The organism is Bdellovibrionales bacterium (genome assembly GCA_018266295.1).
Lineage (GTDB): Bacteria > Bdellovibrionota > Bdellovibrionia > Bdellovibrionales > Bdellovibrionaceae > JACMRP01.
The window spans coordinates 309,723-333,654 of sequence record JAFEAQ010000019.1; the positions used below are offsets into that span (position 1 = coordinate 309,723).

Here is a 23,932-nt window from a genome sequence, read left to right on the forward strand (position 1 = left end):
CTTTAGCCGCCGCGTGGTTGTGGAATCGCTGCGGGCTTGAAAGTCGGTGACTGCAAGGCTTTCATCGAATTTGCAATCCAAGTTAAGTATGGTTGCACCTTCGTGTAGACAGTGTCGCCGATACATTGTCCGAGAGGATCCGTTTTGCTATCCGCGCGGCTTGTTGTGCCGGCAACGTAGTGCTGGCCATTGATCGTCACGTAAGCAGGACCGCCGGAGTCTCCGTGGCAAGGGCCTTTGCCATTACCAGAGTCGACCAGCATTTCGCTGCGGCTGTAGTTCGGATCTGCGATTGGAATATCCACTTTGAGAAGCTTGTCCGTTTGGACATTGTGGACGCCATCAGTCAGACCGAAACCTGCAAGAGTAACGGTCTGCTGGGCCTTCAGCTCCTGTTCCTTAGGTAGAAGCTGCGCTAGCTGATATCCCTCTGGAAGTCCCCCTTCGAAGCGTAAGAGAGCGATATCACCCCAATCGGATTGTTGATTCTGAGTCAGTTTCGGCCACGCGCTGCCGACTTTGCCGCCGACCACCCGACGAACGAGAGGATCTTTCAACGAAAGTGTTTTCAGATCCGCCGACTTCGACGAGAAGTACAAGAAGATATAATTTGGATTTGCAGCTGTACAGTGAGCTGCTGTCAGAACGATGTTGTTAGCAAGCAATGAGCCCGTGCAACCCGCGATGCCTGCAACTTTGACCTGACCGTTTTGATCCACCGTTGTTTGCAGAGTAAAGATTTGCACTGTGATCTTTGCGATGTCTTCCGTGGCAGCAACAGCAGAACCGCCGACGATGCCGCTTGTTTGTTCGGACTGATCACCACTGAGAACTTCGTCCCCAGTCGCATGCATCTTAGAGCAAGCTGTGAGCGCCAGAACACTCGCTAGTAGCGTTGATGTTAAAAGTGATTTTGTCATGAACCCCTCCCTCTCCCGTCATCTGTTTCATCAAGAAAGCAGAATGAAGTGAAGACGATTGTTTGGATCGGTCCCATAAGAATTGCTTATGTCGGGCCGTTCCGGGGTTCAGGTCGTTCTTATTTGCGGTGGGCTTGGAAATCCTCTTCTTCGCCTGGCAAATCCATCATTGGGAATGCAGAATTTTCAGGGACCGGAGCGAATTCCTGACGCAAAGGATTTTCACCGGCGATTTTTTCAAGGCCTGGATAGTAGTGATAGATCATGGAACCGTTGCTCAGAGTCTCAATCAGCTTCGGCAGAGCTCGTGGTTCCACTGCCGGGCAACCCCAGCTCAGACCCAGGCGACCGTTGGTCTCAATAAATCTATCAGACACGTAATCCGCACCGTGCATGACGATGTCACGCTCGGCAGTGAGACTGTTGGTGGGCTCAAGGCCATAGAGATTCATCGAGCGGCCGTGGCCACCAACATAGGTATCGCCCCCCACCATGATTCCCAGGGAGGTCATCTTTGACATGTTGATATTTGAAAACTCCGTCGGCACGAGAGTGCCGGAGTTACGACCGTGGGCCACATAGAACTTTTCAACTTGTCCGGTTGAGAGGTCGATTAAGTAGAGTCTCTTTGAAGTCGACGGGCGCGAGTAATCGATAATTGCCGCATACTTGCTTTGGATGGTGATCGGGCCGCGGGTCATGTAGGCGGGCGCACCTTTCGGACGGATCTTCTTATCGACGATGAGACTTTTGCCGGCATAGGCATCCAGGAACACGAAACTGCGCGAAATGGCCTCTTCAGGGACGCCTTGATCTTTTAAGCGGTCATACAGGGACGCAGAGCCGACTTTATGGCTAAAGAGGGACGTGGTCTCCGGAGCGGGTGAGCTCGCGAAAGCCTGGGTTAAAAGCAATAAAGACGAAATGAAGCAAAAAAGCGCTGTTTTCATGCTTGGGTCCGTTTGCAATTCTATGGCCAAAATGCCGTGTTTTGAGGGGGCCTTATAGCCCGCCGGATGCTCCAAGGTGCGTAAAACAATGCATTTTTTCGTCACATGTCCCAAATTTAGACACCCTTTGGTCGCTGAAAAGGCATTTGCTTTATTTGGGGATAGCACTTAATTTGCTCCACACATCCGCGGAATCACTAGTCCGTTGTTGGAGGTCCGTATGAAAAAGCTGATGATTGGTATGACGCTGATGTTTGCCGGAGCCATGGCCCAGGCGAAGCTTTCAGATGCTCAATCGATGAAATGCATCGATGGCGACAGACAAACCAAATCCGCTTTTCAAGATCTTCAAGCCGCCTACGAAATGAGACTCGTGACCGCCAAAGACTTTTTCAAAGTGATGGAAAAGCCTGCCAATTGCCCTCAACTCCGTAAAGATCTTAAAAAGCTTCATGCCAGTGCGATCGCGTCTTTCCCGCGTGCGAAGTCAGCTCCTCATATGGACTCTGGTTTCAGTGGCGGGAACAATGGCTTCGGTGCTCCGTCAGCGCCGAGCTTCCATAACGATGCGATGCCACCGGCTCCGGACTTCGGTGACTTCCCACCTCCACCGCCGCCAATGCCAGATTCTGACTTCGGCGACGATTTCAGTGATTTCCGCTAGGATTTAGCACTCCCTCTTGACGAGCGCTTTGATTTCGCCGAGTTTGGTGGAATGAAAGCAACTCAGTGGTTAAAAAATGATGTTCTGCCTCTTTGGTTGGCAAAAGGCATTGATGCGTCCAACGGCGGCTTTATTGAAGCTCTCTCTTTCGCAGACGGGTCGCCTCTTGATTTGCCTCGCCGGGCGATGGTGCAAGCTCGCCAGATTTACAGTCTCCGTACTGCTTGTGATTTGGGTCTCATCGAGAAAAAACGCACTCAAGATATCATTGCGCGCGCGACGGAATTTTTGCTGAATCACTACTCGTTGCCATCGGGTGCTTTCATTCATTCGGTTTCGCCAAAAGGTCTTCCTGAAAATAGAACTCCGGATTTGTACGGTCAGGCCTTTGCACTGTTTGGTCTTGCGCATAGCTATGCGATGAATCCGGTGCCGGAACTTGAAGAACGGGCCAAAGCGTTGGTGAATTATTTGAATTCAGAGCGCTCGTTACCGCAAGGTGGATTTACTGAACTGAGTTCTGCGGGCGTGATGTACGAAGCCAATCCCCTGATGCACTTGTTTGAAGCGGCGATTGCGTGGATGACCGTGAGCCAAGATCCTCTCTGGAGAAATCTCGCGGAGCCGATTCTGGATTTGTGTCTGACGAAATTCATCGATGCCAAGACGGGCGGGTTGAGCGAGCACTTCGACGGCCTGTGGTCGCCGGTGCTGCAAGAGCGTGGCTCGGTGCTGGAGCCTGGTCACCACTATGAGTGGTCGTGGCTCATGTCGAAGTACGAAAAGCTCACGGGTGTGGATCTCGGCCGCGTCCGTGGGAAGCTTTTTGAGTTGTCAGAGAAATTCGGCGTCTGTCCTGAGCGCAAAGTCGTGTACGACGAGCTCTGGAGTGACTTCAGTCCAAAGACCAAGTCTTCGCGTTTTTGGACTCAGTGTGAGCGCATTAAGTGTGCTGCGGACCGTGGTGCTTTTCCGGAGGCCACCGAAGCTATGGAAGCATTAACTCTATTCTTCGAGACTCCTGTGCGAGGTTTGTGGCTTGACCGTATGGCCGAGGATAAGTCGTTTAAGGGCGAAAATGCCAAGGCGAGCTCGCTCTATCACATTATTGGGGCTATCGCTGAATATCAAAACTATGTCTAAGGTGGGGTTTTGAGCCTCGACGGATTGCGTAAGTCCTGCTAAGGATTGAGCTTTCAGCTGATTTTCATTAAGATGAATTCGCTAAAAAAATCATTGAAATGAGGCTCATCATGTCAGCAAAAATCGAGACCACTCCTGAGATGGTCAAAAATGTGTATGCAAAATCTAAAGAACGTTTGGCGATCGTTCGCAAGCGTTTGAACCGTCCTCTGACTTTGGCTGAAAAAATTGTCTTCGGTCACTTGGATGATCCGCAAAACCAAGAACTCGTTCGCGGTTCTTCGTTCTTGCAACTTCGTCCAGACCGCGTAGCGATGCAGGATGCGACAGCGCAAATGGCGCTTTTGCAATTTATGCTTGCTGGTAAAGATGAAGCCGCAGTTCCTTCAACAGTTCACTGCGATCACTTGATCCAAGCTTACCACGGTAAAGCAGAAGACATGGCTGCTTCGAACAAAGTGAACGAAGAAGTTTTCAACTTCCTCGCGACTTCAACTTCTCGTTACAACATCGGCTTCTGGAAACCAGGCGCTGGTATCATTCACCAAGTCATCCTTGAGAACTACGCGTTCCCAGGTGGTTTGATGATCGGGACGGATTCTCACACTCCAAATGCGGGTGGCTTAGGCATGTGTGCGATCGGTGTGGGTGGCTCTGATGCTTCTGACGTGATGTCAGGTCTTGCATGGGAAGTTAAAAATCCAAAACTTATCGGTGTTCATTTGAAAGGTAAAATGAACGGCTGGACTTCTGCAAAAGACGTGATCTTGAAACTTTGCGGAATGCTCACAGTTAAAGGCGGCACTGACAAAATCGTTGAGTACTTCGGTGAAGGCACTAAATCGATCTCTTGTACTGGTAAAGCAACGATCTGTAACATGGGTGCTGAGCTCGGTGCGACTTGCTCTGTGTTCCCATACGATGAGCGCATGAAAGCTTACTTGAGCTCTACAGCGCGTGCAGAGTTGGCAGCGGTTGCTGATCAAAACATCGACCTCATCACTGCCGATGCGGAAGTGTTCGCGGATCCTAAAAAATTCTACGACGAAGTTTACGAAATCGATTTGACAGCTCTCGAGCCACACTTGGTGGGTCCTCACTCTCCAGATATCGCTCGTCCGATTTCTGCGATTGCAAAAGAAGCGAAAGAAAAAGGCTGGCCGACAAAATTGTCTTCAGCACTTGTTGGTTCATGCACGAACTCTTCTTACGAAGATATCGGTCGTGCCACTTTCGTAGCAAAACAAGCTTTGGACAACGGCACTAAGATGCAACAACCCTTCTTGGTAAGCCCTGGTTCAACACAAATCCAAAACACAATTGAGCGTGACGGCCAAATGGCGGTCCTCAATCAAGTGGGCGCGACTGTATTGGCGAATGCCTGCGGTCCTTGTATCGGTCAATGGAAACGTGACGACGTGAAAAACGGCGAGAAGAACACCATCGTGACTTCTTTCAACCGTAACTTCCGCGGTCGCAATGACTCAAATGCAGAGACTTTGGCATTCATCGGCTCTCCTGAGTTGGTGATGGCTTTGGGCTTGGCAGGTCGTTTGGATTTCAATCCAATGACGGAAGAGCTTGAAACTCCAAAAGGCAAAATCAAATTGAAAGCGCCTGAGGCTCCTGAGCTTCCAGCTAAAGGTTTCGTGCCAGACACTGAAGGTTACCAAAAACCTCAAGGTCGCGAAGCAAAAGTCGCTGTGAGCCCAACGTCAGATCGTTTGCAATTATTGCAACCGTTCACTAAGTGGGATGGCAAAGACTTCGTAGATCAATTGGTTGTGGCGAAAGCAAAAGGTAAGTGCACGACAGATCATATCAGCCCGGGCGGTCCTTGGTTGAAATACCGTGGTCACTTGGACAATATCTCTAACAACATGCTTTTGGGTGCGGATAACGCTTTCACAGGCGAAATCGGTAAAGGTAAAAACCAACTCACTGGTCAAACAGGTCAAGAGTTTGCGAAAATCGCTCGTGAATATCAAAAAGCTCACAAGGGCTGGGTGATCATCGGTGATGAAAACTACGGTGAAGGTTCTTCTCGTGAGCACGCGGCGATGTCTCCAAGATTCTTGGGTTGTACTGCGGTGATCACGAAGTCTTTTGCTCGTATCCACGAGACGAACTTGAAAAAGCAAGGTGTGTTGGCGTTGACGTTCGCAAATCCTGCGGACTACGACAAAATCAAAGAAGACGATCACGTTTCATTGTTGGACTTGGCGGCGATGGCTCCAGGTAAGAACATCAAAATGGAAATCAAACATAAAGATGGCTCTAAAGAGACCATCGAGTTGAAACACAGCTACATCGCTGAACAGATCAACTGGTTCAAAGCAGGTTCTGCCTTGAACTTGATCCGCGCTGCGAACAAAGCGTAGTTCTTGATAGTAATATCAGATTTAAGACCCGTACCGCGAAAGCTGTACGGGTTTTTTATTGCCTAAAACTAGTTGTGAATATGAACGTATCTTCATCTTTCGAGGACATTCCTGGGACATCTCATTTTTAAGATAAGCAATGGGGGAATTTATGTCTAAGGTCATTGCTTTAATATACGCAGATACACAAATCCCGGCTGAGATTTACGCCGAAGTTCGCCGCATGAAAAATGCGGGTTTAGTGGATTTGATCGACCTCACCGAGGTCGAAGTCAAAGACAACGGTAAAATCAAGTTCGAGCAAGCTATGACAGTGCCGCTAGTGGGAAGCACGAGTGGTCTTTTCTTGCCAGCGCTCATCGGCATAATTTTCTTTCATCCGCAGCATCCGGTGAACGATACCGTGCAAAGGACCTTGCAAGAAATTTCCCTCGACCAAAACTTTATTAGTACGATGACAACCGAAGTGTCGCCACGCAACTCAGTGCTCTTTCTGCATGTCCGAAATAACAATACGGCCCCATTGATAAAAGCCATGACGGAGCATGGAGGGCGCGCTGTTGAGATGTCTATTACTGGCGGGCAAGAGGACAAGCTCCGTCATCTTTTTAAAGGCCAGGCGCTGCCGGACCCACAATACACCATGCATATCTAATACGCTTCGCGGTGATCGATGAGGACACTGTAAATCGAAGCTGAGGCCTCGAGGGCAAAAAGAATGAACAAAGGGATTGTCGAGGGCATATCTCCAATGTTTACAATCGAGACTCGGAGGTTTTCATGAACAAATTTCTTCTTCTTTTTGCATTTCTCGCGTCGGTCTCTTCATACGCGGATGATAAACTCATCATCGTCTCTAGCTTTGCCGAAAAAGCGGTTGAGCCAAATATGGTGACTTTGAATATCGAAGTTTGGAGTAAAGCAAACTCCGCAAAACAGGCGCAGTCTTTGAACGCCGCTGAATTTCAAAAGGTGAAAAAGAACTTTGAAGCGTTCAAGGTCAAAAAAGAAGACATTCAAACGGATACTTATTCTTTGAACCCGGAGTACGTTTACGATCAGAAAACTCAGCAAAATAAAATGGTCGGCTTCCGCGCTTTGCAAATCATGAAAGTCACTTTGCATAAAACTGAAGACCTCGGTGCTTTTTTAGATGCGGTGGTTTCTTCAGCTTCTAAGAACGAATCGGGTACGAATGTGAACTCGATCAACTGGGACACGGATAAACGTCAGCAAATCGAATTGTCGGCGTTAGCGGATGCTGTGAAGAACGGCCGCGCAAAGGCGGATGAACTGGCGAAAGCAGCGGGTGTGCGCATCAAGGGAGTCTCTATGCTCAGTCACGGTGTGAACTCTTCAACCCCACCGATGCCGGTGCGTGGAATGATGAAAGCAATGGCGTTCGATGCCGGCGGCGGAGCTAACACAGAGGTCATGGCTGGCCAAGTGAAAGTCCGCGTCGACGTAACGGCTCAGTACGAAATCCAATAACTAGTTTGGATTTGGCGGAATCGGCAGAGGCGGGTTGTTGCTGCTGGGAGCATTATTCCAGCAGTAGCCATACACGCGCGGGTACATTGGCGCCATAGGGCCATAGTAGTCGCTCACTTCAACGTAGAACAACAACATTGGATCGTTGGTTTCGTCGATACGGCCGTAGACATTCATTCTTCTCCACGGTGGACCATCGATGATTTGCTTAATTTCCGTTGGGCCATCTTGAACAACAGAGTGCTGAAAGAAAGACACGATGTTGTTATTTAAACTGTAATCATTGAAAACATCGATACGGTAATCACCGCCCCCAGGGAATAACGGACCGTTATTTCCGTTTGTCATGTATTGCAAGGTGCGAACTTTTGTCTGACGGGTCATCATGGGGCTCGCAACATCTGAGAAAATACAATTATCCCAAGTGCCTTCGTCAAAATCCTGAATCTTTGCCGGTTCGCTGGCGTTGATAAAGGCCTCGCGGAGTGTATCAAATGGTGTTTTCATTTGTGCATGGGCTTGTGTGCCCAATAACAAAAGCGTGATGATGATGGACTTCATGTTCCCTCCTGGTTGCTTAATAAATTTTTAAAACGTCCTTTTTTGGATTGCAAATAAAATGGGCTGGTCCGAGCTTCGGACAGGCGACGAAATCGTCACTTGTTATTCGCCGTGGCGGCGCGAATACTTTTCCTATGGGAAAATACCTTTTTATGTTGATTTTAAGCGGCTTTGCAGCGAATGCGGCAGCTCAAGGGACTAGCAGTTGGGTCGTTCCTGTGACCACCGCGCGATGGACTTACGATGTGGGCGCGGCTGTGGGGACGGATCAGCTCGGCAATTACACCGAGATTCAAATCGGCGCCAACTGGCATCAGAACCAGTGGCTAGCGTGGCGAAATGCTCTCTTTACCCGCTTTGGCAATAATTACGATTCGATCTTTGGCTTGGATACGTCCATTCGCGGTGAGATGAATCTGATCAAGCCGGGATCGAACTTTGGAGTGCAGCTGTATGCGGCGCCGGGAGCCCGCTTTGCGACACGTGATTCCAGCGCCGGCTTCTTAGAGGCGGGTGTGACATTGAAACTTGCAAGCCTATATGTGGGCGGGGCCGTGAAGCAGTTCTATTACATGCAAGACCGCCAAGATCGCTTTGGCCGGGATTTGCCGAACGAAGAAACACAGACGTCGCTTATTTTAAGCGGTGGCGGGACGTTTTAAGAATCTAAAACTTTGCGAACCTTTTCGAGGAGGGCTTCTTCTGAAAATGGTTTTTGCAAGTAATAGAAACTTTCAAGCGATCTCGCATCGGTGACCGAGGCGTCCTCGAAGTAGCCCGACATGTAGATGAATTTAATATCTTTATCGAGTTGCGAAGCGCGGCGATAGAGTTCGCGTCCGCCGATCTTTGGCATCACCATGTCAGTAATAACAAGGTGAATGTTTTTAGGATTTTTCTCGAGCACTTGCAAAGCAGCGACGCCATCAGAGGCCTCTATCACATCGTAGCCTTTGGCTTCGAGAGTCTCGACAAAAAGTGAACGCAATTCGAAATTGTCTTCAACCAGCAAGATGGTTTCTTTGCCGCCGTTGCTGGTTTCAGTTTTGACGGGCAGGCTTTGTGGCTGCTCGCGCTCGAGGGTTTCTGGTAGATAAATTTTGAAAGTCGTACCGCGGCCTACTTCGCTGGACACTGCAATTTCTCCGTTACTTTGTCGAATAATTCCGTAGATGATGGAGAGCCCCAGCCCGGTGCCGTCTTTCGCCGACTTGGTCGTGAAGAAGGGCTCAAAGATGCGGTTCAGGATTTCTTTGGTCATACCATGACCGGTATCGGTGGCTTCAAGGACAATGTAGTTCCCAGTCAGAAATTCCGCGCCTATAAGTTGCGGCTCGGCAAAATGAATATTAGAGGTTGAAAAGCACATGCGCCCACCGTCAGGCATCGCATCGCGGGCATTTACAGCAAGATTCATGATGACTTGTTCAATTTGTCCGCGGTCCGCTTTAACGTTGAACAAGTCATTGAAGGCATCAAGTCCGAGCTCGACGGATTCGCCGACCAGTCTTTGCAACATGTCTTGCATATCTTGCAGAACGTGACTGACATTGATCACACTCGCAGTTCCAGTTTGTTTGCGGCTAAAAACCAATAACTGCTTGGTCAGAGACACCGAGCGGTTTTGCACGCCGAGGATTTTGTCGACGTAGTAGTTCACTTGCGGATTGTCGAATTCTTTCAATTTGCGACAGTAAATCTGCACAACAGAAAGCATATTGTTAAAATCGTGAGCGACTCCGCCGGCAAGCTGGCCGACGGCCTCCATTTTCTGCATATGACGAAGCTGTTCTTCAGCGTCGTGCAAGCGCCTGCGTTTTTGTTTGGCTTGGAGTTCGCGGCGAATCGCGTGCATCAAACGACTTGTTTTACTTTTGAGAACATAATCACTGGCGCCGGCGCGCATGAGGTCCACGGCGGCTTCTTCGCCGATAGTTCCAGAGACAATAATCAGAGGAATATCGATTCCGGTCGACTTCAGTGTTTCAAGGGCAGCCATACCTGAAAAGTTAGGCATTGAAAAGTCGGAGAGGACGATGTCCCAAGTTTCCTTAAGACATTCCAGCATGGCTTCGCGAGTATCAATGCGACGATAATCGACGGGAGAGAATTCTTTTTTCAGCTCTCGCACGAGTAAATCGCAATCATCGAGTGAGTCTTCGACTATTAGTACTTTCAATGATTCAGACACTTTTCACGCTTTCCAATTGAAATATAAACATCGATAGTTTATACACAGCAGGATGGGAGAATCAAGGTTGCCTCAAACAAATAATAAAAATAGTTTTCAAGATGAAGCAGAAGCGGTCCCTCGTCCTCCCTCCGTCGCATTTCGTCGTTTTGCGGGTTGTTTTTTAATTTTTGTATCCGTGATCATTTTTTTAGGATGGTCGCTACATATATCGGCTCTCATTACGATTAAAGAAGCTTGGCCCCCTGTTGCGCCGCTATCTGCGCTAAACTTCTTTTGCATTGGCATTTTGATGCTGATAATGCCACGTCCTCTCCAGCGGACCGGAGTAGGTAAGGAGGGCGTTATTCTTGGCCTCTCCGGCACCGTGTTACTCACGAGCGCAATTATATTAGGTCGCCACCTTCTGCACTTGGAAATTCCCGTCGATATTTTGATTTTCAAGGACGCGGCCAAGGAAATGGGCGTTGAATACAAAAGTCTGATGGCTCCGGCGACTGCGCTGAGTTTTTTCTTATCGGGTTTTTGGTTTATCGCTGATTTCGCGAAACCACGATTTGGAGTTTTAAAATCATTTATTTCTTTATTTGTGCTTGCGATCGCGGTGTTGATGCTCGGAGCTTACGCTTATGGAGCTTCGTCGTTGTATGAAATGCCGGTTTTTCTAAAGATGTCTGCGGCGACGGCGACGATGTTCACCGTGATGTACATAGGGCTTATCAGCACAGATCCGCCCTTTGGATTTCATTGGCAGTCACCGATTCGGTTTTGGCAGGACAAGAATACAGTCCGCGAACGCCCGTTGTATGCCAGTCTGTTGGTGGTGTTCTCTGTGTTTATTGTCGCGGGGATTGCGACCAGCCAGAGTTTGAATAGCCTGATCCGCACCATTCAAGATGTCGCTGAAACTCAGGCGCATATCGAAGAGCTTGATCGCCTGATGATGGGTTTGTTGAACGCAGAGTCTGGGCAGCGCGGATTTTTGCTGACGGGCCAAGATGAATATCTTGATCCGTATTTTGATGGATCCGAGGACTTCGAGCAGGCCCGCAACGATTTGCGAGAATGGATTCATCAAAACCCCCAGTACAGCGAAGCCTTTAAAACCATCGAGGACTCTGCGGCAGTAAAGCTGCATGAACTCGGAGAGACAATTGTTTGGCGTAAAGCCCAAGGCCTTGCCGCGGCCAACAAAGTTGTTCGTTCAGATGTCGGGCGCAATGCCATGTCTATTATTCGCGAGCGCACGCAGTTTATCAAAGACGATCAGTTGCGATTGTTGTCTGAGCAGAAGGACGAAAACCGCCGTCAAACGGCGAAAACGATTAGTTCCATCACTGTCGGCAGTTTGCTTGCGACGATATTACTGTTGGCATGTTTGAACTTGTACATGCGTAACAGTTTAAAACGCAGCCGGGTAGAAGAAGAGGTTCGCCACTTGAATAAAACGCTTGAAGGCAAACTGCATGAAATTGAAGTGGTGAATAAAGAGCTCGAATCTTTTTCGTACTCGGTATCCCATGACTTGCGGGCCCCTCTGCGGGCGATGGCGGGATTCAGTAATATCCTTATTGAGGACTACAAAGATAAACTCGACGAAACCGGCCGTGGGTATCTGAGCCGAATTATCGCTGCCTCAGATCGCATGGCTCGCTTGATTGACGGCATTTTAGATTTATCCAGAATCTCGCGTCGTCAGGTGCGCCGTGAAGACGTCGATTTGGCAGTCTTGGCCGAACAGGTGATTTCAGAGCTCCGAGTTGCTGAGCCTGAGCGTCGGGTCGAGGTTGTGATTGAACCGCAAATGAAAGTGCGTGGAGATGTCGATTTGATCGGTGCACTGATGCAGAATCTTTTAGCCAACGCCTGGAAGTTTACATCTAAAAGAGAGCTCGCCCATATTCACGTTGGCTCGCTCGTTAGAAACGGGCAGACCGTTTTTTTTATTCGCGACGACGGTGCGGGCTTTGATATGGCCTATGCCGAGAAACTGTTTGGAACTTTTCAGCGCCTCCACACCGAGGTGGAATTTAAAGGCACCGGCGTCGGTCTTGCGACGGTTCGCCGAATCGCTCACCTCCATGGGGGCGAAGTCTGGGCGGAAGGTGCGGTTCATCAGGGTGCCACATTTTATTTTACATTAGGCTCATAAAGGAGATCACACATGCCGGATTCACTGAAGAAATCAAAATACATTTTGCTTGTCGAAGATAACAAAGATGACGAGGATCTTACGGTGCGCGCGCTTCGTAAGGGCAATATTAGCAATGACATTCAAGTGGTGCGCGATGGTGCAGAGGCCTTGGATTACCTCTTTGCTCAGGGCGCTTACGTCGGCCGTGATGTGTCTCAGCGTCCACAGGTTGTGCTGCTGGATTTGAAGTTGCCAAAAATCAACGGTCTAGAGGTGCTTAAAAAGATCCGCGAAACAGACTCGACGAAATCCTTGCCGGTGGTGATTCTGACATCTTCACGCGAAGAAAAAGACTTGTTGAATGGTTATAAACTCGGGGCGAACAGCTACATCTGTAAGCCCGTGGATATGAATCAGTTCACGACCGCAATTCAGCAGTTGGGCCTGTACTGGCTGGTTTTGAATGAAACTCCGGTCTAAAACTAGACTGTAACGAGTTAACCTTTTACGACACCCCCTCTGTCTTTTTGATAGGGGGTTTTATGACGGTTACAGAGTCTGTCATCTTTCGAGTTTCACTATTTTTACTGGCAATAACGGTATTTACAGCCTGTACGACCACAGGGTCGACAACTGAAGGGCGTCGCCCGCAATCGTCTGGGTACAACCGGCGTTAGAGGCCTCTTTGCGACAGCCGGGGGAATAATTTACTTGATCGGCTGTTGACCCCTTGTGGAGTTTTTAATGAGGGCTTAGAAATAAGTCCTCATTAAAACAACTGGGGTTTTTCATGAAAAAAATGATCTTTGTTTTGGCCTCTTTGGCAGCTTCTTACGCTTCGGCGTTCACTTCCCAACCGACACTCGTTGCCTGTAACTTCGTTCAGCTCACAGATGCTGGCGCACGTTCTGTTGCAGCCGTGACTTTGAACTGCGAACAAAAAGACTTTAAAGTTCTTGGCACAAAAGATTTTGGCGTTGTGGCTTTTACCTGTGAGAACACGGCGGGTCGTATCGGCGTTTCTGTGCGCTTGCCTTTGACGGATGTGACATTGTCTTCAGGCCGCTCTTTGCCCGCGACCGAAGCTTCAGAGTTTTCTACTTACTACGCGACGGTGGACGAAGCGTTGATGGTTTCTTGCCGTAACTGATTTTCGCTGGCTGGTGGTGGCTCAGCACCTCTTCCTACATCCTGATATTCGGGGCTTCCGCCCCGAACCCCGCTTCCTGCCGGCCGTCCAGGCCGTCAGGGTCCTGTAGATTTAGGATTCCTCCAACCTCATGTTCATATCTCGCTAAGGCGAATCGTCTATAATACGATACACTCGTCTTATAAACCATTTGTCCTGAAGACTCTCTGTCCGAAATATCAAACCAGTACTTGTATTCAGTCTTCATTCCCTTCCGACCACGATGGTCGGAAGGCCCCGTTCACATGGACGGACGGCCTTCGCCCAACTGGTACTGGGCGAACGAAGACACTTATGTAGCTAAGAGGTGAACGATTCGCCGTTAGTTCTTATTTTTGGGCAGGAGAAGAGTCGGGTGTTGCGGCTGCCGGAGTTGCCGGCGCTGCAGGAATCGCGTACGGGAACAAATACGTCGTCGTCATCGCTTTTTCTGAGTGGATCACGTAGATCTCGATGACGGCGCCATCTAAGGCCCATTGACGGTCTTTCAAATAAGTCTCGGCCTTCGGATACACCTTAATCGGTCCGATACCTGGCGAGCCTTCAAACACTGCCTGAACATATTTGCGCAGCGGAATTTCGCGGGATTTAAATCCTTCCGGAAGATTTGCCGGAATGTCTTTGACGATGCAGCCACCGCGACTTCTGAGGCGCGCTTCTTCAACCACGTTCGCATCATCAATGTATTCGCCGAAGGATTCTGAGCAGTCGATGTTTTTCGACTTCGCCCACTTTTCAACGTCTTCAATCACAGTCACGATTTTGTGATAAGAACCCGTGTGATCTTTGTAGATCATTTTCATCGGACCGCGCTCGGTTTCAGTGATGTCGACGGATTTGAAAGCACCAAGGTAATAGAACAACCATACGGCGATAGTGACAACAACGAGCAAAACAGCGACTAAAAAACTTCTTAATAATTTCATATTACAACCACTTAATTGAACAGCCCATTGAAGGAGTCTGTTGTTGTGGAGCCTGTTGTCCCGCAGCGAGGATTTTTACGGCTTCATACAGTTCACGTTTTTTTACTTTGCTTGCGTCTTTCCAGGAATCATCCAGGCGGCCGCGGTAAGCAAGTTGATGGTTTTTATCATAGACGAAGAAATCCGGAGTGCACAAGGCGCCGAACTTCTTTGCCACCTCCTGCGTTTTATCGTGCAGATAAACGAACGGATAGTTTTTTTCTTCAGCACGCTTTTTGAGATTCGCGAGGCTGTCCTCTGGATAAGTTTCTTCATCGTTCGAGCAGATTGCAATCACCGGAATTTTGAGCGCTTTGAGGTCATGGCCCAATTGAATGAGACGTTCTTCCACCGCTTGCACATACGGGCAGTGGTTACAGATGAACATCACAACCAGTGGAGTTCCTTGGCCGAAATCTTTGAGTGAGTAAGCCTTGCCTTCGACTGAGTTCAGGCTGAAGTCAGGAATATTGAGGCCAATATCCGGAAACGGAGTGATCGTCGTTGCCATCTTAAAGCTCCCACCAGTTGATTTTTTGACCGCTTTGCGTGCGCAATGTTCCGTTGGGCTCGAGGCCAATGTAAGACTCTTCCAGTAATGGATGTTCGTTCAGCGCCATTAACAGTGAATACTGATCTGACGGAGAAAGAGAATCTTCGCAATGAGAAATTGCATCGGTCATTTCAAACAGCAGGCGATCCAAGCAGGCCGTCCAATCCTGACCGAGAAGAGGCACTCCCGGTGGCAAGCTTTCGAGAATCGAACCTGAGGTTGTGACTTCGGATGGTGATGATAAAACATTGACGCCCAGGCCGATGATCACACGCACTTCGTCACCTTGAATAACGGATTCAAGCAAAATGCCGGCAACTTTTTTATCACCGATGTAGATGTCATTAGGTGCTTTGATATTCCAAGCCAGAAAAGGCCACGTCGTTGAAAGCGCGCGGTACACCGCAAGTCCCACAAGGCATGAAGTTGTCGGCTGTGGTTTTGCGTTCAGCAGGTAGCTCCAAGAGCTTAGTAACGTACTGCCGGGCTTCGAATCGACCCAGATGTTTTTACCGCGGCCTCGGCCCGCCGTTTGATGATCCGTCAGAAAAACGCAAAGAGCTTCTTCCAGCAGCGATTCGTCGAAAGCTTTCGCCTTCGCAAGATCGCTCGTGCTGGTCATCGCCGTTTCGTAGTGAACGTAAATATGATTATTCGCGGCCCACTTCTGCGTGACATCTCCGAGGCGGATGTCTGTGACCGGAGAGTCCTGCATTAGTCCTCCCAGTCAAAGACCAGGCTCACGTCGGCACAAGGTGCAGAGTGAGTCAAAGCGCCCACAGAAACGAAATCAATACCGATGTCAGCGACAGAGCGAACGCGGTCCAGAGTCATATTGCCGCTGGCTTCTGTTTCGATCTCAGCAGGCACAAGCTCACGGGCTTTTTTGAGCATATCGTTATCCATGTTGTCGAGAAGGATGCGGCGAACTTTTTGCTCTACGGCTTTTTTCACTTCATCCAAAGTACGGGCTTCCACTTCGATCGGCAGCTGGCTGTGCTCACGCACGCGGCTGACGGCTTCAGCCAGGCCGCCCATCACAGAAATGTGGTTGTCTTTGATCAAGATCGCTGTGGACAGATTCATGCGGTGATTCACGCCGCCACCGTGAAGAACGGCTTTCTTTTCAAGCTCGCGGAATCCCGGAGTGGTTTTACGAGTATCCAAAACCTTGGTGCGAGTGCCTTCAAGCGCTTTCACGAAACGGCGGGTGAATGTCGCAATCCCAGAAAGATGGCCAAGGAAGTTCAAAGCCACGCGCTCTGCTTTCAAGATCTGAACGAGGTCGCCCTCGATGGTGCAGAGGATTTGGCCTTTCAAGATTTGTTCGCCTTCTTCGAAGTGCCATTTCACTTTCGAGTTCGGCTCAAGGCTCAACATTGTTTGTTCAAAGGCCATGGCGCCAGAAAGCACGATGTCTTCCTTTGCTTTTAAGCGAGCACGGCCATGACGGGGCTTTAAAGCCAAAGCTTCGGTTGTGACATCGCCAGATGGCATGTCTTCTTTGATCGCAGCACGGATCAAATCAAGGAGTGTCATACAAACCTCTTTTTCACAAAATGGGAGCTGTTTTCAAACCAAAAACTAGTTTGATTTTTCGACGTCGCGGAGGATCTTATTGATCTCTTCGCGAACGATTCTTTCAGCTATCTCTGGTATCACTTTCCAGCAGATACTTTCAATGACTTCTCGAGCTTCTTCACGAATGACTCGCTCAATCATCTCCGCATCGCCGGCAGCACCCGTAGCTGGAACGGCAGGGGCCTTCTTGGGAGAGGCCTTAGTGTGAACTTTTTCCATCGCCTCAGTAGAAAGGCGTTTAAGATCGTCGGCATATTTTGGCGGGAGTGGGGCTACCTTGGTCGCTGCCAAATCGTCGCCAAAGTGGATTTCTTCGAATTCACCTTCAACTTCCACATGGGCGTTATCAATATCATCCTGTGGAATGACGAATTTTTTAGCAAAATCGTCGTCGTTGGTGAAATTCGGAGAAGACACGGCCTCAACAGGCATGTCGATTTTGAACTTTTTAATATCTTGGCGTTGCCAACCGTCATCTTCGAGTTGGTCTTTTTGCTGAGAAGAGTTTAGCGGAACAGACGCAAACTCTTCATCATCCGCAACGACTGCGAATTCTTCCTCATCAGGGTTTACATCCGGATTGTCGACCATTGGCAATGCATGACCCGTGCGAGTAATGCCGGAGTTCGTGCTCTCTTCCGGAATGCTGAAAACATCATCATTTTCCAGGCCGTTCGGGTCGAAGTTGTCAAAATTCACAGGTGCGGAGTCCGGCAACTTGGCTTGCGGCTTTGTTGGGATCGCGTTTTTTGGCGCCCCCGTAGGAGCACCTGTTGAAGCCGCCTTAGGCGCCGAAGCCTGTGACGGCGGCGTCTCTTTGAACTCTGGCATTTTTGGGAACTGCAAGTACGAGCTGATCGGATTGCTTTGAGTTTTTGGAACTAAATCCTGAACCAGTTGGCGGAGAGCTTCAGCGTCGAAAGGCTTTTCAAGACGGGCATCCGGAGCGGATTGATTGAGCTTTGCTTCGTCGACTTCCATGAAGCTGCTCCACATCAGAACAACAGGCACCGATTGCGTCTCGGCATCGGCTTTCAAGTCCGCACAAACTTCGTAGCCATTTCTTTTCACTAAAAGAACATCGGCAAACACAATGTCAGGTTGGAAAGTTTTGGCGACCGGCAGAACATCGAGACCCACAGGAACGGCTTTCACCTCCACTCCAAAATCTTGGAGGGCCAGTTGCATAACTCGTTTAATTGTAGAACTCTCATCCGCTAGTAAGACGCGTAAAGCCATAATGAAAGTAAAGTAGGAATTTAGACTTGAGTCAACAATAATAGTTTTATGAATCGTATCGACCGCTACGTCTCTGGCTTATTCTGGGTTTCTTTTATTGGTGGCAGCCTTGTCTTCGTGACTATTTTTTTGGCGGTCGATGCCATGAGCACCATGGTTAGTCACAAGGATCTGAGCCTTACGGTTCTTGCAAATTACTATCTGTACTACGTTCCCGAGATCTTCAATAAATTGCTGCCGATCGCCTGTTTGTTGGGGGTGATTCTCGCGATTTCGGCCATGAATAAAGCCAACGAGCTTGTCGCTCTGTTTGCAGCGGGGATGAGTTTGTTTCGGATCACTTTGCCGCTGTTGATTTGGGTGATGGTGATTTCGGGGGTGGCGTTCTTCGCGATGGACCGCTTAGGTCCGACCATGAACCGCAAGAAGAACTACATTCTCTATAACGACATCGAAAAGAAGCCGTCGATGTACTCGGTCGTGAAGACCAATAAGATTTGGTACCGTTCGAAAAACGCCATTTTCAATATCAAAACTTTGAGTGCCCAGGGCGACAAAGCGCAGAGTCTGACCTTGTACTTCTTTAGCCCCGAGTGGGATTTGCTCCAGATGATTACCGCGGACCGGGTAGAGCTCGGGCAGCAAACGTGGACGTTATTTGATGGCTCCGTCACCTTGTTCACCGGCAATTCGAGCTTTCCTCTGACCAGTCAGTTCAAAACCAAGAAGATCGCCATGGGGGAGGATGCTCAGGATCTGCAGTCCACCGGACAGACCTCTGATACTCTCAGTCAGTCGGAATTGGCTCGGTTTATTGAGCGCAATAAAGAGGCGGGGCTCGATACCGTTCGTTACGAGGTCGATTATCACTCGAAGTTTAGCTATGCGTTTGCCGGACTCGTGATGTGTCTTTTGGGCATTCCTTTTAGCGTCGGTAAAGCCCGTTCCGGCGGGACGATGGCGAATTTCGGTATTGTCATCTTGTTGGTTTTTGCCTACTGGATTTTGTTAAGCTCCAGTTTAACCCTCGGAACCCACGGTCATTTCAACCCGATTGTGGCGGCATGGGCTCCTAACCTATTGATGGCTGGTCTCGCATATTTCTTTCTGTTGCGGCTTAAAAGATAATGAGGTATTACCGCTATTTAGCATCAAAGATGCGGTGCAAAAAGGCACCCTTTGGTGTATAATGCTATCTGACTCTCGGAGGTCGTCATCATGGTCCTCGAAATTTTGAAATTCCCAGATCCTCGTTTGCGTGAAGTTTGTAAACCTGTCGACAAAGTCACTGAAAAGCATGCTCAGCTTGCGAAAGACATGTTGGAAACTATGTACCACGCGCGCGGCATCGGTTTGGCGGCTCCGCAAATCGGTGAGTTGATTCGTATGCTCGTGATCGACACGCGTCCTCGCGATAAAGAAGGCCGCCGTTATAACTACGATGAAATGACAGAGCTTGAAAAATCTGTGACTCAACCTTTGGTTTTGATCAATCCTGTGATCGTTAAAGGCGAAGGTAAAACAACTTTCGACGAAGGGTGCTTGAGCGTTCCTGGCTACTATGAAACTGTTGAGCGCTACAATTACGTTGAAATCAAGGCTTTGAATGAAAAGGGTGAAGAGATCTTGGTGAAAGCCGATGGTTTGCTCGCGATCTGCATGCAGCATGAGATGGATCATTTGGAAGGAACTTTGTTCATCGACCATTTGAGCTTTATCAAGGGCAATAAAATTAAAAACCAAATCAAGAAACACGGTTACCCAACTCCGAAGGCTGACGATGATCAAGAAGAAGGCGCCGACGAGGAAGTTGAGACCGAAGATGAAAAAGAAAGCGTTAAAGTGTGAGCAAGGTTCGCGTTTGCTTCTTAGGAACTCCGGAATTTGCCGTGACTTCCCTCAAGGCCCTCATCGACGACGATCATTTTGAAGTCGTCGGTGTGGTGACACAGCCGGATCGTCCTGCCGGCCGCAAAATGCAACTCACTCCTTCGCCAGTCAAAATGCTCGCCATGAATCATGGCATGCATGTGATCACTCCTGAATCCCTGAAAAAAAATCCGCAACGCCTTGATGAAATCCGCTCTTGGGGAGCTGAAGTCGCTGTCGTTGTGGCCTTTGGCCAAATCCTCACTCAGGAATTCTTGGACATGTTTCCGTATGGCGCTGTGAATGTGCACGGCAGTATTCTGCCGCGCTGGCGTGGAGCGGCTCCTATTCAACGGGGCATTGAAGCCGGCGATAAAGAGTCCGGCGTGACTCTGCAGAAGATGGTTAAAAAATTGGATGCCGGTGATATCATCGGTATTCGTCGTGTGGCTTTAGACGATGAAATCACGGCGATGGAGTTGCACGATAAGCTCGCAGTGTTGGGGGCGGATCTTTTGCGCGTGGAATTGATGGATTATGTGCGTGGCAACTTGGTGCCGCATCCGCAAGATGAAGCGCAAGTCACTTACGCTCACAAGATCGACAAAGCCGAGAGTGAGATCAAATGGATGCTGCCAGCGGTGGAAATCCATAACAAGATTCGCGCCTTGACCATGGGCCCGGGGACTTATACTTGGCTCGGTGGTAAGAAATTGAAGTTGCATAAAACGCGTGTCAGTGAAAAAAGCGGTTCTCATCCTGAGGCCGGCTTTATCCACGATGCCAATGACGAATACATTTCTGTGCAATGTGGCGGCGGAATTCTAAATATCTTTGAAGTTCAGCCGGAATCGCGCAATCGTATGAAAGTCAGTGATTTCTTAAAAGGTCATCCGCTCAAAAAGGGAGATTTCATCGGTGTCTAAGCTCGTTGCCCCAAGTATCCTGTCAGCTGATTTTGCTAACCTTGAAAAAGAATTGAAAGCAATCTCGGTGGCCGGAGCCGATTGGGTGCACGTCGATGTGATGGATGGCCATTTCGTTCCGAATCTGACCATTGGAATTCCTGTTGTTGAGTCTCTTAAAAAAGTCAGTTCACTTCCCTTGGATGTTCACTTGATGATTGAAAAACCTGAGCGCTATGTCGAAGACTTCGTCAAAGCGGGCAGTGATTATTTAACAATTCACGTGGAAGCGACTGAGAAACCACACGAGGTTCTACGCAAGATCCGTTCGCTGGGTGCAAAGGCGGGGATTACTCTGCGTCCGGGCACACCACTGAGTGAAATTATGCCTTATTTGGGTGAATGCGATTTGGTGTTGGTGATGACGGTCGAGCCGGGCTTCGGCGGACAGAGCTTCATGATGGATCAAGTTGAAAAGATGAAAGCTTTGCGCGAAGAGCGCGAACGTCGTGGTTTGAAATATCTGATCGAAGTCGATGGCGGCGTGAATGAAAAAACGCTGGCGTATTGCAAAGACGCCGATGTCTTAGTTGCGGGGAGCTACGTTTTCCGCAATGATTACAAAAAAGCTATCGAATCTTTGAAGGTATAATTTGAAAGAATGAAGATCGCCAATATCCTCTTAGCACTTTTAGTTCTTTGTATGGGACTTTCCGCTCTCGGAGAGAGTCAGTGGTTTTTGGATCTGTTCTCTCACTTTATGTTGCAATATGCGGTTTTGGCCTTGCTGCTAGCGATCTTTTACCGTGTTAAGAAGCAGAAAAATAACACCTACATCGCGTTGATTGCGTTTATCTATGCCTGCATCATGCTGGCCAATGTAGTCGATCGCCGTGCGCCGATGGTGAAGATTCCGAAGGAATCCGAACGCGTGCGTATTTTTGAATTTAACACTTCAGGAAATGTCGAAGTTCTGAAAAACTGGCTGCCGGTTCACGCCGGAGAGTTCGACGTCGTTGTTTTACTCGAGGCAGGTTTGCACTTTGAGCCGTTACTGGAGCAACTCAAATCCCAATATCCCTATCAGGCGACGCATTTGGAAAACTCTCCATTCGGTATGGCGGTGTTAAGTCGCTGGGAAATCACTGAAAACAAATCTTTTGAGTCCGAAGGTGGCAGCTTTCAGCAGTATGAACTTAAAATCAAACGTCCTGTGGGTGACGAGTTCTTACTCTATGCTTTGCATGCGCCACCGCCATTTGCTCCGCAATTGGCAAACGCACACGAAGCGATTTTAGGCGAGCTTTCAGAGAAGATTCATGACAAGCAGTTTCCGGCCATTGTGGTGGGCGACTTAAATACCACGCCGACATCGCATCGTTTTTTGAAGCTTGTGAAAAACACGGGCCTGCGTGACACCGCGGGGATTTCGCCATGGGCGAACACCTGGCCTGCGCTGTCGGTGAATCTATTTTCGCTGTTGGGGATCCGCATCGATCACTGCTTGGTCTCAAACAGTTTCTCCATCGTCGAGCGTGAGCGCCTGACGGATTTAGGCTCGGACCACCTGCCGATTAAGTGCGTTCTGCAAGTTGAAAAGTAATGGGATGTAGGTCTGGGAATGAAGACAGAAGACAAGTACTTCAATTGAAGGATTGATTAAAGAGTCTTCCCATCAAATGGTCTATTATACGACCGGGTCGTCTTATAGACGATTCGTTCTAAAGGGTCCTTAGGTGACAAGAAACTGACGGCCTGGACGGACCGCAGGAAGCTAAATCCCGTCCAGTGTCTTCGACCAGAAGAAAGGCGCCACGATCTTCTGAATCTTCTCGCCCTTGTATTCGCGCAGCGGAGCCCATGTTCTGAGGAGCTTTGCGCGCTTGACGAGCTGACCTTCGAAAGTCACGGCGTATTCTAAGTCGCCGGTGATATTGGCAAGGCTCAAGAGATTGTACTGCTTTGAACTGCGCACGAGCTGGCCGCTCTTAGACCAATCTTTGAAACTCTTCCAGTCTTTCGGGAGTGGGTAGACATAGCCGTCATCGCCGACAACATAGAGCACGTTGTTTTCAACGAACTCGGATTTCGAAGTCAGCAAGAACTGGACGGGGCGGATGCTGATTGGGACATCGATATCTGGATCTGCGGCGTAGTTATCACCACAGCGAAGTTTTGTATCAAACAGCAAACAGCTGTAATCGTGAGCCGTGCCATAGTAAGTGTCGCGCAGGCTTTCGCGCTGAGAAGGGGCGTACTTTTCGGCATAGTCACGGGCATAGCCGCCCGGAGTGTCTTGCATGATTTTGTTGAAGTAGTAACTCTTCACGCTGCCAGCCGGATCAAAAACCGTCGGCAGATCTTGGCGCGAAGTCAGGAAAGCCTTCGTGCTGGTCACAAACAGAGTGCTTTTGTTAGCGCCGTCATAGAATGAAACTTCGCCGTTTTCGTTATGGGCAACGAAGCCTGGTTTGATATCTAATGGTAATTTATTAAATCGCTGAATGAGGTCGACCACATACTGTGAGCGCGCCGCTTGTTTTTGCACGGGATCTTTTGTCGTGCGCAGAACTTCAGCTAAGAATCCTGCAGCCACTCCGTAAGAGCCTTGAGTTTCGTAACTATCATCACAGCTGCCGGTGCTGGTGTGGTCGTTGTCAGAGTTTAAGTAGAGTCCATGGGTGCAGTGAACGTGGCTGTAGCCCTCGGTGTGGCGGGCTTCGTGGACAAGCACCCAGCTCATCATCAGCGGGGAGTCCATGCCAGTGACGCCTTCCGTGCAGATGTGCATGATGTCTTTTTCGCCGCGGAAGACATAGGCAATCACGCCCGATGGGCAGCCGAAGCCGTTCTTAGGTTCGATCACGATACGAGCGATGCGTTTTGTGAAGTAATGGCCAGCTCCTTCGCGGGTGACCACCGAAGGAGACTTTGGATCTTGCTGGCTATTGAGGCCATTCATGAACTGAACAGCTTTTGCGATACGCACGCTGAGGTCGTTGTTATCACAGAGATTGGCAATGCCGCGAACCGGAACATAGCTTGCTTGTTCGCGGGACCATTTAAAAACTTTGAAGGTTTTAAAGAACTCATCCGCCTGAGAAGAAGGCAGGCAATCAGCGGCAGCCATGAGGGGAGTCATCAATAGCATCAACGACAGAATAAATTTCATTTCCAAACTCCCAACTCTAGCATC

24 protein-coding genes are annotated in these 23,932 nt (G+C 49.1%); 14 read left to right on the plus strand and 10 right to left on the minus strand.

Features of this window, described 5'->3' with window-relative positions; all coding sequences use genetic code 11:
• Positions 1 to 2: 2 nt before the first annotated feature.
• Positions 3 to 920, minus strand: coding sequence for a trypsin-like serine protease (locus tag JSU04_18800; protein MBS1972362.1), 918 nt, complete (start codon positions 918 to 920; stop codon positions 3 to 5).
• Between the two features lie 119 nt (positions 921 to 1,039).
• Positions 1,040 to 1,870 carry a murein L,D-transpeptidase catalytic domain family protein gene (locus JSU04_18805; protein MBS1972363.1) on the minus strand — a complete coding sequence of 277 codons (831 nt, stop codon included), beginning with the start codon at positions 1,868 to 1,870 and terminating at the stop codon, positions 1,040 to 1,042.
• Positions 1,871 to 2,090: 220 nt separating this feature from the next.
• On the opposite strand from JSU04_18805, the gene JSU04_18810 reads away from it, so the two are divergent.
• The 5 genes from JSU04_18810 to JSU04_18830 all read left to right on the plus strand — a co-directional run bounded on the left by JSU04_18810 (position 2,091) and on the right by JSU04_18830 (position 7,549).
• A complete protein-coding gene (locus JSU04_18810; protein MBS1972364.1) occupies positions 2,091 to 2,534 on the plus strand; it encodes a hypothetical protein in 444 nt (147 codons plus the stop codon).
• A 51-nt stretch (positions 2,535 to 2,585) separates the two neighbouring features.
• Positions 2,586 to 3,677, plus strand: a complete 1,092-nt coding sequence (locus JSU04_18815; protein ID MBS1972365.1) for an AGE family epimerase/isomerase — start codon at positions 2,586 to 2,588, stop codon at positions 3,675 to 3,677.
• A 110-nt stretch (positions 3,678 to 3,787) separates the two neighbouring features.
• Positions 3,788 to 6,058 (plus strand): aconitate hydratase, encoded by a 2,271-nt coding sequence (locus JSU04_18820; GenBank protein ID MBS1972366.1) that lies wholly within the window; start codon positions 3,788 to 3,790, stop codon positions 6,056 to 6,058.
• A gap of 151 nt (positions 6,059 to 6,209) precedes the next feature.
• Positions 6,210 to 6,713, plus strand: a complete 504-nt coding sequence (locus JSU04_18825) for a DUF1269 domain-containing protein (protein MBS1972367.1) — start codon at positions 6,210 to 6,212, stop codon at positions 6,711 to 6,713.
• A gap of 125 nt (positions 6,714 to 6,838) precedes the next feature.
• Complete coding sequence (locus JSU04_18830; protein ID MBS1972368.1) at positions 6,839 to 7,549, plus strand: SIMPL domain-containing protein; 711 nt, start codon at positions 6,839 to 6,841, stop codon at positions 7,547 to 7,549.
• On the opposite strand, the gene JSU04_18835 is transcribed toward JSU04_18830, so the two are convergent.
• On the minus strand, positions 7,550 to 8,110 hold the full coding sequence (locus JSU04_18835) for a hypothetical protein (protein ID MBS1972369.1): 561 nt from the start codon (positions 8,108 to 8,110) through the stop codon (positions 7,550 to 7,552).
• Between the two features lie 134 nt (positions 8,111 to 8,244).
• Here JSU04_18835 and JSU04_18840 point away from each other — a divergent pair, with 134 nt between their 5' ends.
• Positions 8,245 to 8,772, plus strand: coding sequence for a hypothetical protein (locus JSU04_18840; GenBank protein ID MBS1972370.1), 528 nt, complete (start codon positions 8,245 to 8,247; stop codon positions 8,770 to 8,772).
• Here JSU04_18840 and JSU04_18845 read toward each other — a convergent pair.
• Entirely contained in the window at positions 8,769 to 10,289 is a 1,521-nt protein-coding gene (locus JSU04_18845; protein MBS1972371.1) for a response regulator, read from the minus strand. The two genes, JSU04_18840 and JSU04_18845, sit on opposite strands and share 4 nt — an antisense overlap.
• 313 nt (positions 10,290 to 10,602) lie before the next feature.
• On the opposite strand from JSU04_18845, the gene JSU04_18850 reads away from it, so the two are divergent.
• The 3 genes from JSU04_18850 (at position 10,603) to JSU04_18860 (ending at position 13,585) form a co-directional block, all read left to right on the plus strand.
• On the plus strand, positions 10,603 to 12,453 hold the full coding sequence (locus JSU04_18850) for a CHASE3 domain-containing protein (protein MBS1972372.1): 1,851 nt from the start codon (positions 10,603 to 10,605) through the stop codon (positions 12,451 to 12,453).
• Positions 12,454 to 12,465: 12 nt separating this feature from the next.
• Entirely contained in the window at positions 12,466 to 12,915 is a 450-nt protein-coding gene (locus JSU04_18855) for a response regulator (protein MBS1972373.1), read from the plus strand.
• 310 nt (positions 12,916 to 13,225) lie between these two features.
• Positions 13,226 to 13,585, plus strand: coding sequence for a hypothetical protein (locus JSU04_18860; GenBank protein MBS1972374.1), 360 nt, complete (start codon positions 13,226 to 13,228; stop codon positions 13,583 to 13,585).
• A 368-nt stretch (positions 13,586 to 13,953) separates the two neighbouring features.
• Here JSU04_18860 and JSU04_18865 read toward each other — a convergent pair whose 3' ends face one another.
• Genes JSU04_18865 through JSU04_18885 form a run of 5 tightly spaced genes read right to left on the minus strand, consistent with a single transcriptional unit; the run spans position 13,954 to position 17,962 of the window.
• Positions 13,954 to 14,550, minus strand: a complete 597-nt coding sequence (locus JSU04_18865; protein MBS1972375.1) for a GyrI-like domain-containing protein — start codon at positions 14,548 to 14,550, stop codon at positions 13,954 to 13,956.
• A 1-nt stretch (position 14,551) separates the two neighbouring features.
• Positions 14,552 to 15,100, minus strand: coding sequence for a thioredoxin family protein (locus tag JSU04_18870; GenBank protein MBS1972376.1), 549 nt, complete (start codon positions 15,098 to 15,100; stop codon positions 14,552 to 14,554).
• Position 15,101: 1 nt separating this feature from the next.
• Positions 15,102 to 15,857: a biotin synthetase gene (locus tag JSU04_18875; GenBank protein ID MBS1972377.1), complete on the minus strand. Its 756-nt coding sequence runs from the start codon at positions 15,855 to 15,857 to the stop codon at positions 15,102 to 15,104.
• Positions 15,857 to 16,681 (minus strand): carboxylating nicotinate-nucleotide diphosphorylase, encoded by an 825-nt coding sequence (gene nadC / locus JSU04_18880; GenBank protein ID MBS1972378.1) that lies wholly within the window; start codon positions 16,679 to 16,681, stop codon positions 15,857 to 15,859. The genes JSU04_18875 and nadC overlap by 1 nt, the downstream gene beginning before the upstream one ends.
• A 45-nt stretch (positions 16,682 to 16,726) precedes the next feature.
• Complete coding sequence (locus tag JSU04_18885; protein MBS1972379.1) at positions 16,727 to 17,962, minus strand: response regulator; 1,236 nt, start codon at positions 17,960 to 17,962, stop codon at positions 16,727 to 16,729.
• 48 nt (positions 17,963 to 18,010) lie between these two features.
• Between JSU04_18885 and lptG the strand changes: the two genes are divergently transcribed.
• From lptG to JSU04_18910, 5 genes are all read left to right on the plus strand, one after another.
• Entirely contained in the window at positions 18,011 to 19,090 is a 1,080-nt protein-coding gene (gene lptG / locus JSU04_18890) for an LPS export ABC transporter permease LptG (protein ID MBS1972380.1), read from the plus strand.
• Positions 19,091 to 19,180: 90 nt separating this feature from the next.
• Positions 19,181 to 19,810, plus strand: a complete 630-nt coding sequence (gene def / locus JSU04_18895) for a peptide deformylase (protein ID MBS1972381.1) — start codon at positions 19,181 to 19,183, stop codon at positions 19,808 to 19,810.
• Entirely contained in the window at positions 19,807 to 20,757 is a 951-nt protein-coding gene (locus tag JSU04_18900; GenBank protein ID MBS1972382.1) for a methionyl-tRNA formyltransferase, read from the plus strand. Before def ends, JSU04_18900 begins: the two co-directional genes overlap by 4 nt.
• Positions 20,750 to 21,388: a ribulose-phosphate 3-epimerase gene (locus tag JSU04_18905; protein MBS1972383.1), complete on the plus strand. Its 639-nt coding sequence runs from the start codon at positions 20,750 to 20,752 to the stop codon at positions 21,386 to 21,388. Before JSU04_18900 ends, JSU04_18905 begins: the two co-directional genes overlap by 8 nt.
• Before the next feature lie 9 nt (positions 21,389 to 21,397).
• On the plus strand, positions 21,398 to 22,339 hold the full coding sequence (locus JSU04_18910) for an endonuclease/exonuclease/phosphatase family protein (GenBank protein ID MBS1972384.1): 942 nt from the start codon (positions 21,398 to 21,400) through the stop codon (positions 22,337 to 22,339).
• Between the two features lie 171 nt (positions 22,340 to 22,510).
• Here JSU04_18910 and JSU04_18915 read toward each other — a convergent pair whose 3' ends face one another.
• Complete coding sequence (locus tag JSU04_18915; protein ID MBS1972385.1) at positions 22,511 to 23,908, minus strand: hypothetical protein; 1,398 nt, start codon at positions 23,906 to 23,908, stop codon at positions 22,511 to 22,513.
• Positions 23,909 to 23,932: the final 24 nt, after the last annotated feature.